General features: G+C 75.8%; 9 protein-coding genes. 5 read left to right on the top strand and 4 right to left on the bottom strand.

Translation table 11 applies throughout. From position 1 onward, the window contains the following. The first annotated feature begins 700 nt into the window (after positions 1–700). Positions 701–1,984, top strand: a complete 1,284-nt coding sequence (locus tag AC5K6T_RS16905; protein ID WP_493209884.1) for an MFS transporter — start codon at positions 701–703, stop codon at positions 1,982–1,984. Positions 1,985–2,222: 238 nt separating this feature from the next. On the opposite strand, the gene snpA is transcribed toward AC5K6T_RS16905, so the two are convergent. Continuing rightward, on the bottom strand, positions 2,223–2,912 hold the full coding sequence (gene snpA / locus AC5K6T_RS16900) for a snapalysin (protein ID WP_493209882.1): 690 nt from the start codon (positions 2,910–2,912) through the stop codon (positions 2,223–2,225). Between the two features lie 181 nt (positions 2,913–3,093). On the opposite strand from snpA, the gene AC5K6T_RS16895 reads away from it, so the two are divergent. Continuing rightward, positions 3,094–4,041, top strand: a complete 948-nt coding sequence (locus AC5K6T_RS16895; protein ID WP_493209881.1) for a LysR family transcriptional regulator — start codon at positions 3,094–3,096, stop codon at positions 4,039–4,041. Between the two features lie 376 nt (positions 4,042–4,417). Here the strand turns inward: AC5K6T_RS16895 and AC5K6T_RS16890 are convergent, their stop codons facing one another. Both AC5K6T_RS16890 and AC5K6T_RS16885 read right to left on the bottom strand, forming a co-directional pair. After that, entirely contained in the window at positions 4,418–5,098 is a 681-nt protein-coding gene (locus tag AC5K6T_RS16890; protein ID WP_493209879.1) for a CBS domain-containing protein, read from the bottom strand. 397 nt (positions 5,099–5,495) lie between these two features. Then, positions 5,496–8,186, bottom strand: a complete 2,691-nt coding sequence (locus AC5K6T_RS16885; RefSeq protein WP_493209877.1) for a bifunctional acetate--CoA ligase family protein/GNAT family N-acetyltransferase — start codon at positions 8,184–8,186, stop codon at positions 5,496–5,498. A gap of 205 nt (positions 8,187–8,391) precedes the next feature. Here AC5K6T_RS16885 and AC5K6T_RS16880 point away from each other — a divergent pair, with 205 nt between their 5' ends. Next, positions 8,392–9,270: a universal stress protein gene (locus AC5K6T_RS16880; protein WP_493209875.1), complete on the top strand. Its 879-nt coding sequence runs from the start codon at positions 8,392–8,394 to the stop codon at positions 9,268–9,270. A 605-nt stretch (positions 9,271–9,875) separates the two neighbouring features. Here AC5K6T_RS16880 and AC5K6T_RS16875 read toward each other — a convergent pair. Further along, positions 9,876–10,550: a CBS domain-containing protein gene (locus AC5K6T_RS16875; protein ID WP_493209874.1), complete on the bottom strand. Its 675-nt coding sequence runs from the start codon at positions 10,548–10,550 to the stop codon at positions 9,876–9,878. Positions 10,551–10,837: 287 nt separating this feature from the next. On the opposite strand from AC5K6T_RS16875, the gene AC5K6T_RS16870 reads away from it, so the two are divergent. Both AC5K6T_RS16870 and AC5K6T_RS16865 read left to right on the top strand, forming a co-directional pair. After that, a complete protein-coding gene (locus AC5K6T_RS16870) occupies positions 10,838–11,773 on the top strand; it encodes a universal stress protein (protein ID WP_493209873.1) in 936 nt (311 codons plus the stop codon). 141 nt (positions 11,774–11,914) lie between these two features. Further along, entirely contained in the window at positions 11,915–12,817 is a 903-nt protein-coding gene (locus AC5K6T_RS16865; RefSeq protein WP_493209872.1) for a universal stress protein, read from the top strand. Positions 12,818–13,095 lie beyond the last annotated feature (278 nt).

Here is a 13,095-nt window from a genome sequence, read left to right as displayed (position 1 = left end):
CCCTTCACTCCCCCCTGCTGAAAAGGACAAGGCTTTCGACGGTGCGGCGCCGCCGGCACGAGTGGTGTGTGACAACACCTGAGGCGACGAAACCCCCTTCAGGGCCAGTGAGAGTACTTCAATACAGGCGTATCTGTTGGAGTTTGCAAGGAGCGCCGGAGAACGCGAAAGCGGGATGATCGAATTAACGATTCTTCAATGTGAAATGCGATCGAACGCTTTCGTTCAGGCCGCCCCCGGTCCGGCTCCGCCCGCCCCGCCCTGCCCCGGCCCCCGGCCCCGGCGCGAGGCCCCGGCGCGAGGCCCCGGCCCCGGCGCGAGGCCCTTGCCCCCGGCGCGCGGGCCGGCTCCCGCCCGGCTCCTGCCCGGTCGTCAGCGCGCAGAACGCCGACGGCGGCCCCTGCACGGTGTCGCGGGCGGCGACGGCACACCGCCGTTGCGGTACGCCCGGCCCGAGGACGACGCCCCCGGCCGGCCGGCGGGCCCGGTCGGCGCGGTCCCCGGCGGCCGCCGGACCCCCCGCCCGGCCGTTGACCTGATTGATTGCCGATCGGGCCCAAAGGTGTCAATCAATCGCCGGTTTGACTGCAATGGCACGTACGACAGCGCGGGGTGCCCGGAACGGCGCTCCGCGCTGTGTCATCGGCAGCCCACCGGACGCACCGCCGGTCCGGGAGACCACGAATCGAGGACGACAGCAGTGAGTGTGACGCAGGCAGAACGGAAAACAGAGAGCGCCACGGGTGTCTTCGCCGTGCTGCGCGCGACGCCGGTCTCGGTGCGGTACCTGCTGGGCGGCGTACTCGTCAACCAGATGGGTGCCTTCGTACAGACCTTCCTTGTGCTGTACCTGACGGCACGCGGGATGACCCTCGGTCACGCCGGTTTCGCGCTCACCGCGTACAGCGTGGGCGCGGTGCTCGGCACCCTGCTCGGCGGCGAGATGATCCACCGCGTCGGCCCGCGCGCCACCATCGGTACGGCGATGACGACGTCGGCGCTGATCCTCACCCTCATCCCGTGGTTGAGCAGACCCGGGCACTTCCCGCTGCTGCTGGTCGCGGTCATCGCGGCGGGCCTGGCCACGCAGGCCTACCGGCCGGCCGCGGCGCTGATGCTGAGCGAGCTGATGCCGGCCGAGCACCGGGTGATGGCCTTCTCGATGATGCGCATCGCGATGAACGTGGGTGCGGCCGTCAGCCCGCTGATCGCGGCCGGCCTGATCCTGGTGAACTGGAACCTGCTGTTCTGGCTCGACGCGTTCACCGCGCTTCTCTACGCGGTGGTCTCGTTCGCCCTGCTGCCGAACCTGCCCGCCGAAGGTCCCCGGACGGCCGCGTCGGACGACTCCCAGCCCGCCGGGCCCGCCGGGCCCGCCGGGCCGCCTGCCGAGCCCGCCGTCCCGAAGCGTTCCGCCTACGCCGTCCTGCTCGGCGACACCAAGTACCTGCTCTTCCTGGCCTCGGTGCTGTTCGGCTCGCTGATCTACGTGCAGAGCATGGTCGCGCTGCCTCTGAAGATCACCGACAACGGCCAGCCCGCCGGTCTGTACAGTGCGGTCCTCACCTCGGCCTCGGTGATCCTGATCCTGTGCGAGCTGAAGCTCACCACCTACGTCAGGCGCTGGCGCCCCTACCTCGCCGGTGCGGCCGGCACCGCCCTGATGGCGCTGGGCACGGCCGGCTACTTCATGGACGCCGCCGCCCTGATCATCCTCAGTACGGCCGTGATCGTGTTCGGTGTGATGATCAGCGGCCCGACCATGTTCGCCCACCCCTCCACCTACCCGGCCCCGGTGAAGGCCCGTTACATCGCCGCCCACCAGGCCACGTTCGGACTGGGCATGGCTCTGGGCCCCACCCTCGGCGTGCTGGCGTGGGGCGCGTTCGGCGACGGCACCTGGCTGCTGTGCGGCGTGGTCGGTGCGGTGGCCGCGCTCTGCGCCCGGTTCGGCATGCGCGGCCATCTGGCGTCCGCCGCCTGAGCCCGCGGGCCCGGCCGGCCCGGAGGCACGCGCGTACCGCCGCCCGGCTCCCGGACGGCGGCACGGACTGCGGTGCGGAGCACGGGCGGGAACGCGACGGCGCCCACGACGGCACGGGCCGCGGCGCGGCGCCGCGGCCCGTGCCACCGGGACCCGGCCGGCTGTGGGGACCGTCCCGTCCCGGCTGCGTCGCCGGCCGCGGGCGTCGGGCCGGGACGCCCCGAACCGCCGCTGCGGCTCAGCGGGTTGCGGCCACCTTCGCGACCGCCTGGGCCAGACCGTAGGCCCACAGCTGGTTGACGCGGGCGCGCTCGGTGTAGTTCGGGTACCGGTTGGTGCAGGACGGGCCGGGCCCGCCGCCCGACATCAGTTCGCTGCACGGGCCGCTGTAGTGGTCCGGCAGCCCGAGCACGTGGCCGGTCTCGTGGGCGGTGACCCGGATCGAGTCGTACCGCCGGTTCTGCGCGTAGTCCAGGAAGATGTACCCGCGACCGTGACCGTCGGTGGAGGCGTACGACCCGCGGGAGTCGTTGCCCTCGTAGTAGGCGAAGTCGGCTGCGCCCGAGGTCGCCTGGAGCTTGACGTTCGACACCGAGCTGTTCCATATGGAGGTGGAGCTCGCTATCTGGGTCCGGAAGCTCGGCGCGCGGGTGGCGTTGTAGTACACGGTCACGGACTGCGCGCCGGACTGAGCGGCCTTGCGCTCGGCGACCGACTTCACCACGGCCTCGAAGAACGCCTTGTCGGCGGCCTCCCCGGCCGAGGCGGTGTAGCCGGCGACAGCGGCGCGGGAGGCCTCGACGGCGGGAGTCTGGGCACTTGCCGGGGTGGCCGTGCCGAGTGCGGCGGACGCCAGACCGAGGCCGAGCGCCAGGGCCAGAAGTCTCGGGGACCTCTGCGCACCGGTACTCTGGGAAGAGCGCGGCATGGGGGGCTCCTTGTCGTTCTGTGGGGTGGAACGATCGGTTGGCTGCGAGTGTCGGACAGGCCTGCCGCGCGGCCGAAGATGGCATCGGGGGATGGCGCCGTGCTATCGCCGGCCGACTCGTCCGCCTTTGTTGGACCTTGAACATCTGGTGTGCTGCCCCGGAGCCCCCTACGCTCCGCTCATGGAGCTTGAGGTCAGGCACCTTCGCGTCCTGTGTGCCATCGCCGACACGGGAAGTCTGCGCAAGGCGGCTCGGAACCTCGGCATGGCGCAGCCCTCGCTCAGCACGCAGTTGCGGCGTATCGAGAACGCCCTCGGCGGCCAGCTGTTCCAGCGTGCCCGGTCCGGCTGCCGGCCGACCCCGCTGGGCCTGGTCGTGCTCAGCCGGGCGAGGCCGCTGGTCGCGGAGTTCGCGGACATCGTCACGGAGGCCCGGGTCGAGGCCGCCCGCGCCGCCGGAGGATTCCACCTGCGGATCGGCGCCACCGCGAGCCGGGCCATCCCGGGCTGGCTGCGCCGGCTGCGGGCGGGGACCCGGCGGATCGAGCCGACGCTGCAGGTGAACGTGTCAGCGAACTCCCTGCTGGCGATGGTCGCCGCGGGGCGGCTCGACATGGCCTTCGTGCACGAGGTCGAGGGCAGCCCGCTGCGGATTCCGCAGGGCCTGCGGGTGCGCGTACTGCTGGAGCGGGAGCCGCAGTTCGTGACGCTGGCCGCGGACCACCCAGCGGCGTCCCGGCAGCAGGTGCGGCTCGCAGACCTGGCCGAGGACCGCTGGATGGTCGACTCCACGGTCGACGGCGAGTGGGACGGCGTGTGCCGGGTCCTGCGGGCCGCCGGGCTGCGTCCGGAGCTCCTGCACGGTGACTACCTGACCGCGTACTCACTGGCCGCGATCGGCGAGGTGGTCACGGTCAGCCAGCCCACCGCGCATCCCCGCCCGGACCTCGCGATCCGCCCGCTGGCAGGCGATCCACTCGGTGTGCGGCTGCTGCTGGCCGCTCGTACGGAGGCCGAACTGGAGGAGTTCTACCCGTACTTGGAGGACGCCTACTGGTCCGTGGCCCGGGAGGCGCCCGCCTACGTGGAGTGGCTGGAGCGCACCCGCGACGCCCCCGGGCGGACGTAGCGCAGGCCGCCGGAGCCCGTACCGCCCGGCGGTGTCGTGCGCGCTGTGCGCTGTGCGACGGCGTCCCCGGCCGGCAGGAGGCGGTGGCCGGCGTCCCGAACGGCCCGGAGGACGCCTTGCGCCGCCGCACCGCGGTCAGCCGTACGGCGACGTGGGCGACGGCGGCCGCGGCGTGCACTGCGGCGGAGAGGCCGGAACCCCGGGACGGCAGCGGTACCGGGGCAGGGGCGGTGGGGGTGGCGGTGGGGGCGGTGGCGGTGGGGGCGGAGACGCCGTCGCCCGCCCGGGCACCTGGGCGCCGGGCGGCGCGGCGGCCCGGCCGGGGCGGCGGTCGGCACCTCGGTATGTGCGGGACGTCCCCGCCCGCCCGGGGCGTTCAGCGCAGACCGCCGTCCGGCGCCCGCTCGGTGACTCCGGCACCGACCAGGTCACACTCGACGTCGACGACGCCCTCCACGGCCCGCACCAGACGCGCCGCCACCGGCACCATGGCGGTGTCGTGGATCCGGCCGGTCAGGGTGACGACGCCGTCGGCCACCTCCACCTGGATCGGCTCCGGCGGGGCCGGGAACACGTGCGAGACGACCTCCCGGCGCACCTCGTCGGCGATCTCCTCGTCCGAGCGCAGGAACACCTTCAGCAGGTCGGAGCGGCTGACCAGCCCCTCCAGCATCCCTTCGGCGCTGACCACCGGGAGGCGCTTCACCTTGCGCTGCGCCATGATGCGCGCGGCCTGGGCGAGCGTCGCGTCGGGGTGCACGGTGACGGCCGGCGTGCTCATCAGCTCCCCGGCCGCGACCGCCCCCGCCTTCGCCAGGTCCGTCAGGCGGCGCTGCCGTGTGAACCGGTCGGGGTCGCTGTCGCGGAACTCCTCCTTGGGCAGCAGATCGGCCTCGGAGACGACGCCCACGACCCGTCCCTCGCCCTCCAGCACCGGCAGGGCGCTGACCTTCCACTGCTCCATCAGCTTGACGACGTCCTTGAACGGGGCGTCGCGGCCCACCGCCACGACGGTGTGCGTCATGACGTCGCTGACGATGCGCGGGGTGGCGTACATGGTCTCCTCCTCGGTGCGCGCCGCACCGCGGGACGCGGCGCGGCGGTCGGATCCGGGACGTGCGGGGCGCGGGACGTGTGCCGGACGCCGGTGCTGCCGTCGGTCCTCCTTCGGGAGCGCCGCAGGGGCAGGTCCGCCTGCTCCTTCCACCCTGGGCGCCGGGGCGCCCGGCGGCCACGGGCCGCCCGGGCCCGCCCGGGGGGACGTTCGGCCCAGGCGGCGCCGGAGCCCGGGGAACGCGCCGGGGCTCCGGCGCGGGACCGGCAGGCGGGCGGACGGCGGCAGGGGCGGCGGCGGACGGCGGCGGGGGATGGCGGCGGGGGAGGCGGCGGACGGCGGCGGAGGAACGGCGGACGGCACGGGCGGGGGGAACGGCGGACGGCACGGGAGCCGCGGGTCAGCGCAGCCGGCGCAGGTACGGGTCCTGGGGCTGCCGCGGCACCAGCCGCATCCGCAGGTCGAGCGTGGTGACGCCGTGCGGCCCGGACAGCACCGGGTTGAGGTCGGCCTCCGCCAGCTGGGGCAGGTCGCAGGCCATCCGGGACAGACGGTGCAGCAGCTGTTCCAGTGCCGCCACGTCCGCAGCCGGGCCGCCCGCGTAGCCGAACAGCAGCGGCGAGCAGCGCGGCGCGGTGATCAGCTCGTGGACGTCGCGGTCGGTGAGCGGGGCGAGCCGCCCGGCGTGGTCGGCGAGCAGCTCGGTGGCGGTGCCGCCGAGGCCGAAGACGATCAGCGGTCCGAACACCTCGTCCTGCACCAGCCCCGCGAAGAGTTCCGTGCCGCGTTCGGCGAGGGGCTGGATCACCACCCCGGTGAGGGTGTCGCCGAACCGGGTGACCAGGTCCCGGTGGGCGGCCCGCACCTGGGAGGTGTTCTGCAGGTCGAGATGGACGGCGTGGTGCTCGCTCTTGTGCACGATCCCCGGCCAGTGCGCCTTCATCACCACGCGCCCGTCCGGCCCGGCGAGCCGCTGCGCGGCGGCCACCGCCTCGTCCTCGTCGCGGGCCCACGCCCAGGGGCTCAGCGGGATGCCGTAGCAGCCGGCCAGCGCAGCGGTGGTCTGCGGGTCGGGCCGACCGCCCTCGGGGTTGCGGGCGAGGAACTCGGCGACGACCGTGCGCGCCCGCGCCGTGTCGATGTCCTCCAGGACCGGCACGCCGCCCGGCGGACGGCCGAGCCAGGCCGCCCGGTCGGCGGCGTGGGCGAGGGCACGGGCGGCGTCCTGGGCGTCGCAGTAGGCGGGCAGCCGGGCACCGTCCCGCGCGGGCAGCAGCCGTACCCGGTCCCCCTGCGCGGGCAGCACCGCCACGACCGGCCGCGACAGCCCGCCGGACGCCCCGGTCACGGCCCTCACCGGGTCCTCGCCGGTCGCGGCGGCGACGGCTGTCGGCACCAGCACCACCAGTACGGCGTCCACTCCGCCGTGCCCGGCCAGGCGCTCCACACAGCCGCGCAGCGCCTCCTCGCCGACCGCGGCGGTGGTGTCCACCGGGTTGCCGGCGCTCGCGCCCGGCGGCAGCAGCGCGAGCAGCTCGTCCACCAGCTCCTGACCGAGCCGCGGCACCACCAGACCCGCCTCCACACAGGCGTCGGCGGCCAGCACACCGGCCCCGCCCGCGTTCGCGACGACCGCGACCCTGGTGCCCGAGGGCAGCGGCCCGGACCGCATCAGGGCCGCGGCGTCCAGCAGTTCACCGATGCCGCGGGTCGCGGTGATCCCGGCCTGGGCGAACAGCGCCTGCCGCGTCATGGTCGGAGTGGCCGCGGCCGCCGTGTGCGAGGCGGCGGCGCGCCGGCCCGCCTCCGAACGGCCCGCGTCCACGGTCAGCACCGGCATCCTGCGGGCCACCCGGCGCGCGGTACGGGAGAACGCCCGCGGGTTGCCGAAGGACTCCAGGTGCAGCAGCGCGAGGTCGGTGCGCCCGTCGCCCTCCCACCACTGCAGCAGGTCGTTGCCGCTGACGTCGTACTTGTCGCCGAGCGAGACGAACGACGACACCCCGATGCCGAGCCGGGCCAGCCCGTCCAGCAGGGCGATGCCGACCCCGCCGGACTGCACGGCGACCCCCGCCGTGCCCGCACCGGGCCGCCCGGCCGCGAAGGTGGCGTTCAGCCCCACGCCCTCCTCGGTGTCGGCCAGACCCAGGCAGTTGGGCCCCACCAGGCGCATGCCGTAGCGGCGGCACGCGCCGAGCAGCAGGCCGGACCGGTCGGGATCCAGACCGGCGGTGACCACCAGCAGCGCCCCCACACCCAGCCGTCCGCACTCCTCGGCGACTCCGGGCACGGCCGCCGCCGGCACGGCGACGACCACCAGCTCCGGCACCTGCGGCAGCGCGTCCAGCGACGGGTGGGCGTGCACCCCGCAGACGACGGCCGCCTCCGGGTGCACGGCGAACACCCGCCCGGTGTACGGGCCTGCGCAGATGTTCCGCAGGATCGCCCGGCCGACCGAGCCCGGCCGGCGGCCGGCCCCGACCACGGCGACCGACCGCGGACGCAGCAGCGGGCGCAGACTGACGAGGTCGGCGAGCCGGCCCCGGGTCTCCACCGCGGTCAGATACGGCTCGTCCTCGGTGAGTTCGACCGTGCAGTGCACCTCGGGGCCGTCGAAGCGGCGGGTCACCCGCAGGCCCAGGTCGTGAAAGACCTTCAGCACCTCGGTGTTCTCGGCCAGGGCGTCCGCGGTGAACGCGGTCACGCCCGCGGTGCGCGCCGCGTCCGCGAGATGCTCCAGCAGCAGCGTGGCCACCCCGCGGCGGTGCCAGTCGTCGGCGACCGCCAGCGCCACCTCGGCCGGAGCCGAGTCCGGCGCCCGCTCGTACTCGGCCAGGCCCACCAGGCGGCCGTCGTGCTCCGCCACCAGCGCACAGCAGTCCTCCCTCGCGGCGCAGCCTGCCGTGCGGCCGGCCGCCTGCCGCGCGGAGAGCTCGCTCACCGCGAAGAAGCGCATCCGCAGGTTCTCCGGTGACATCTCCTGGTACAGCCGCAGCAGCGCGTCGCGGTCCCCGGAATCCGCCCGCCGGATCCGGACCGTGGTGCCGTCCGCCAGCAGGGCGTGGACGGGCGCTTGCTGGATGTCGGTCATCGTGCACTCCTTCCGGGGCCTGGAACGCAGGCTGGCCCGGGCGCAGGTGCCCGGCCAGGGGCTGTCCGGGCACCCGGGCGGGCCGAGTGGCCCTCGCGGTCGCACGGGGTGGGCCGGTCGGGCCGTGCACGGGACCTGGCGGCCCCTGCCGGCGCCCCGGAGCGGGCGGGACGCTGAACCGGACCGGAAGCTGGAGGTGCCCGCCATGTTGCCACCCGTCGTCGCAGGAGTGGACGGATCCGAGGAGAGTCTGGCCGCCGCCGAGTGGGCGGCCCGCGAAGCGGCACGCCGGCAGCGGCCGTTGCGCCTGGTGCACGCCGGGGACAGCCGTCCCCGGCACGGCGCGGCCGGCCGGCCCGCGGACCCCGCCCGGCACGCCCTGCACCGGGCGCGTGCCGCCGCGCCCACGGCCGTGGTGTCCGCCGAGGAGGTCCGCGGACCCGCGGTGCCGGCCCTGCTGAAGGAGGCCGCCGACGCCGAGGTGACCGTGCTCGGTTCGCGAGGCCTGAGCGGCTTCACCGGATTCCTGGTCGGTTCGGTCGCGCTCGGCACGGCTGCCCGGGCGACGCGACCGGTCGTCCTCGTACGGGCCGGTGAGGACGCGGCGGACGAACACCTGCCGGGCGAGGACGGCGCCCCGTCCACGACCACCGGCTACCGGGACGTCGTCCTCGCCGTCGACGTCCGTGAACCCTGCGACGAGGTGCTGGAGTTCGCCTTCGAGGCGGCCCGGCTGCGGCAGGCCCGGCTGCGGGTGGTGTACGCCTGGCAGACGCCGGGGCCGCTGTCCCCCGGGCCGGGCGAGGCCGGCCTGCTGCCGGAGTACGCCCACGCCGACGAGTGGCTGGGCTTCCTGTCGGCGGTGCTGCGGGTGTGGCGCGACAAGTACCCCGACGTCCAGGTCATGGAGACCGTCGTGGCGGACCGGCCCGCGAACGCCCTCGTGCGGGCGTCGACCGGAGCCAGCCTGCTGGTCGTCGGACGCCGCGTCACGGAACACCTCGCCGGGCCCCGCACCGGGCCCGTCACCCACGCAGCCGTCCACCACGTCGGCTGTCCCGTGGCCGTCGTACCGCACTACTGACCGGCCGGCCGCGGCCGGGAGTGCCCGGGTCACCGGGCACGGGAAGCGGGCCCGCGCGCCGGTGGTGCGCGGGCCCGGTCCGTCTCCGCCGGCAGCCGTCCGGGCGCGGGCCCGGCAGCGGCACCGGGCCGGAGCCCGGCCCGCTCGCCGCGTCTCCCGGACCGGACCCGCCGCCCGTCGGGACCGGACCCGCCGCCTGCCGGGGTGCCTGCGCCGTCCCTGCGGGTCCCCGCGCCGCCCGGCGGGATCCGTCGGTCCGCCGGGCGGCGCGGCCGACCCCGCTCCGCGGCGACACGTCCGCGGGCCGCAAGGCCCCTGCGGCGCCACGGGGACCCGCAGGGGGGGACCCGCAGGGACGGCGCAGCGGGCGACGGGCCGCGGCTCCGGTGGCCGGCCTGCTGCCGTCGACGGGGCCGGATCCCGCACACCCGACGGGCCGCATCCCGCACACCGCGCCCCGGCGTCTGATGACCGGGACGCGGCGACGGGGGACCATCCCGCCGCCGTCACGGGCCCGCCCCGTGTGCCTGCCGCGTGCCGTACCGGATCCGCGGCAGGAACACGGGGCGGGCCCGCCGGTGCGCCCGGCCCGTCCGCCCGCGCGCTCAGGAGTGCGCGCGGGCCGCGCGTCGGACGTCGTCCTCGTCGAAGGCGATGCGGGTGGCGACCGAGACCACACCGTCGACCGTCGCGCACATGCGCTCCACGGCCGGGATCATGCCCCGGGCGGGCAGGCGCCCGCCGAGCTCCACCCGCCCGTCCCGCACCGTGACCGTGACGGCGTCCGGGCCGATGTTCAGGGTGTCCCGCAGGACGCCCTCCACGATCTCCCGCCGGATGGCCTCGTCGTCGCGCAGGAAGACCCGCAGCAGGTCCCGGCGGCTGACGACGCCCAGCAGCCGGTCCTCCTCGTCGACCACGATCAGCCGCTTGACGTCGTGCACCTCCATCAGCCGTGCGGCCTGCACCACGGTCCAGTCGGGCCGTACGCACACCGCGGGCGCCGACATCACCTCCTCGGCCCGGGTGCCTTCCGCCTTCGCGCGCTCCCACGCCCGAAGCCCGGCCGGGAAGTCGTCGGGGCCGGCGTCGTGGTCGGCGGTCTTGCGCAGCAGATCGCCCTCCGACACGACGCCCAGCACCCGGTCCTCCACGTCCAGCACCGGCACCGCCGTCACCGCGTGCTCCGCGAGCACCCTGACGATCTCCTTGAACGGCGCCTCGCGCGGAACGCCGACCACCTCCTGGGTCATCAGCTCGCCGACTCTTCTGTGTCGCATCACCCGCTCCTTCCGTGCGTGGAGGTGTCCACCGGGAGCGGGACGCCCGGGCCCCCTCGACGCGGCCGCCCCGGAGACTCCACGGTGCTGCGCGGCCCCCGCGACGGGGCAGTGCCGAACGGTCCCCATCGGGGACTGTTCGCCCCCTTCGGGCACGTCCGTCGGGCCGCGGGAACGGGCCCGCGCGGCCGGGGCCGCCCCGGCCACGTGCGGGACCGACCGGCCCTGTCCGACGCACGGGCCGGGTGGGAACGTGGGGGGAGCAGCCCGTTCGCACCGGGAAGGCGGTGGGGTCCGTGCAGGCACCACTGGTGGTGGGGACCGACGGTTCCGACGGCAGCGGCACGGCGACGGACTGGGCGGCCGACGAAGCGGTCCGGCACGGCATCCCCCTGCGTGTCGTCCACGCGGCCCTGTGGGAGGAGTACGAGGCGGGCGGGCCCGCCCGGGCCCTGCACCGGCCCGCGGAGCAGGTCCTCACGGAGAGGGCCGAGACCGCCGAGCACACCGTCCGCACGGCGGGACGGCGCGCGACACGCCGGGCACCCGGGCTCGCCGTCTCGACGGAGGTCGTGGCGCAGGACGCGTCCGGTGCCCTGCTGAGGGAAGGCGACGCAGGGCGGACCGTGGTCGTCGGCTCCCGGGGACGCGGGGAGCTCGCGGACCTGCTGCTGGGCTCCGTCGGTCTCGTGGTGGCCGCCCGCTCGCGCGGTCCGGTGATCGTGGTCCGCGGCGACCGCACCGCCCTGGAGTCCCGTCACGCGCGCGTGCTGCTCGGTGTGGGCGACCGGGACGACGACGGCCCGGCCGTACGGTTCGCCTTCCGCGAGGCGGCCGCCCGCGGCGCCGAGCTGGACGTGGTCGTCGCCTGGCACCACCCGGCCCACCGGCCGATGCAGCACCCGCTGATGACCGGCGACCCCGTCGCCGCCCACCGGCAGCGTGCCGCCGAACGGCTGGACCGGGCCGTCGAGGCCGCCGCGCACGACCAGCCGGGCGTCCGGGTGCGGCGCTCCGTGGTCGAGGGCCCGGCCCGCAAGGTACTCGTGGACCGTTCGGCGGCGGCCGACCTGCTCGTCGTCGGTGCCCGGCGGCGCGCCCGCCCGGTCGGCCTGGAACTGGGCCCGGTCGCCCACCGGGCTCTGCACCACGCCGCCTGCCCGGTCGCGATCGTCCCCTACGGCCCCGGAGCCCACGCCGCCCCCGCGGGCACGGACACATGACGGCCCCGGACGTCGGGTCCCCTGGGCACGGCACAGGGCCGGACGGCCCCTGACCGCCGCCACGCGCCGATGCCAGGGTGATCGGTGTTCCCGGCGGACGCTCCGTCCGGCCCCGGAGCACGGTCCTTTCCAGGAGGAGTCATGGCCAGCGGCATCGCCCGTCCCGAACTCGGCACCGTGGTCGTCGGTGTCGACGCTTCCCCGACCGCCCGCTCGGCCGTGCTGTGGGCCGCCGACGAGGCCGACCGGCGAGGCCGCCCGCTGCATCTGGTGCACGCCGCCGACACCGACCGGCGGGCCGCGTACACGTCCGCGGAGACGGTCCAGGCGGTTCGTGAGACCGGCCGCGGCCTGCTGCGCGCCACGGCCACCATGGTGCAGGACCGATGTCCCGGTCTGGCCGTCACCCGGGAGCTCAGCCGGCACGAGCCGGTGGCCGGCCTGCTGGCCGCCGGCGGGCGCCGCGGCACGATCGTGGTCGGACAGCGGGGCCTGGGCGGGTTCAGCGCCCTGATGCTGGGCTCGGTCGGTCTCGGGGTCGCGGCCCGCGCCGAGGTTCCCGTCACCGTGGTCCGCGGTGGGACCGACCGCCCGGAGACCGGGACCGTGACCGCGGCCGTGCGCGGCGCCTCCGACCTGGGATGGCTGCTGGTCGCCGCCGCCGAGGCCGAGGCCCGGAAGTCCTCGCTGCGGCTGCTGTCCGTGTGGAACGTGCTCACCCACATCGGCACCGTCGCGGCCCTGCACGACGACCTGGACGACCTCACCCGCACGCGCGTACGCGAGGTGGGGGAACTCGCCGGCACCGTACGCCGGGCCTTCCCGGACCTGACCGTGCACCACCATGTGGAGCCCGCCACCAGCACCCCCGGCCTGCTGGTCGAGGCGAGCGCGCACACCGACCTCCTCGTGCTGGGGAGCCATCACCGCACCCTGGGTCTCGGCCGGTCCCTGGGCCGGGTGGCCCACACCGTGCTGCACCACGCGCAGTGCCCGGTGGAGATCGTCCCGCCCGGCTTCGCCGAGCCGGACCGGGCGTCCTGACCCCCCTCGGCGGCGACGGGCCCACCGGACCTGCGGCACCGCGACACCACCGACGGACGCCGACGGATGCCGACGGACGCCGACGGATGCCGACGGTCGCCGGCGGATGCCGAGGCACGCCGGTGGACACCGACGGACGCCGACTCGGCAGACATGGTCCGACCGGCCCTCCGCACGGGGACCGTCCGGCCGTTCCGTCGGCCCCGCCCGGCACTCGGCGCATCCAGGGGACGGGCGCCATGGTGAACGTGAAGGCACCGACGATCAGACAAGGAGCG

The sequence above is a fragment of the Streptomyces sp. B8-7 genome (genome assembly GCF_058833805.1).
The sequence above is the reverse complement of the archived record's forward strand: the minus strand, read 5'-3'. Positions and strand labels throughout refer to the sequence as shown.

Coding starts and splice junctions, on each gene's coding strand:
- AC5K6T_RS16880 (WP_493209875.1), top strand. CDS start 8,392: ATGTTGCCACCCGTCGTCGCAGGAGTGGACGGATCCGAGGAGAGTCTG.
- AC5K6T_RS16890 (WP_493209879.1), bottom strand. CDS start 5,098: ATGTACGCCACCCCGCGCATCGTCAGCGACGTCATGACGCACACCGTC.
- AC5K6T_RS16885 (WP_493209877.1), bottom strand. CDS start 8,186: ATGACCGACATCCAGCAAGCGCCCGTCCACGCCCTGCTGGCGGACGGC.
- AC5K6T_RS16875 (WP_493209874.1), bottom strand. CDS start 10,550: ATGCGACACAGAAGAGTCGGCGAGCTGATGACCCAGGAGGTGGTCGGC.
- AC5K6T_RS16865 (WP_493209872.1), top strand. CDS start 11,915: ATGGCCAGCGGCATCGCCCGTCCCGAACTCGGCACCGTGGTCGTCGGT.
- snpA (WP_493209882.1), bottom strand. CDS start 2,912: ATGCCGCGCTCTTCCCAGAGTACCGGTGCGCAGAGGTCCCCGAGACTT.
- AC5K6T_RS16895 (WP_493209881.1), top strand. CDS start 3,094: ATGGAGCTTGAGGTCAGGCACCTTCGCGTCCTGTGTGCCATCGCCGAC.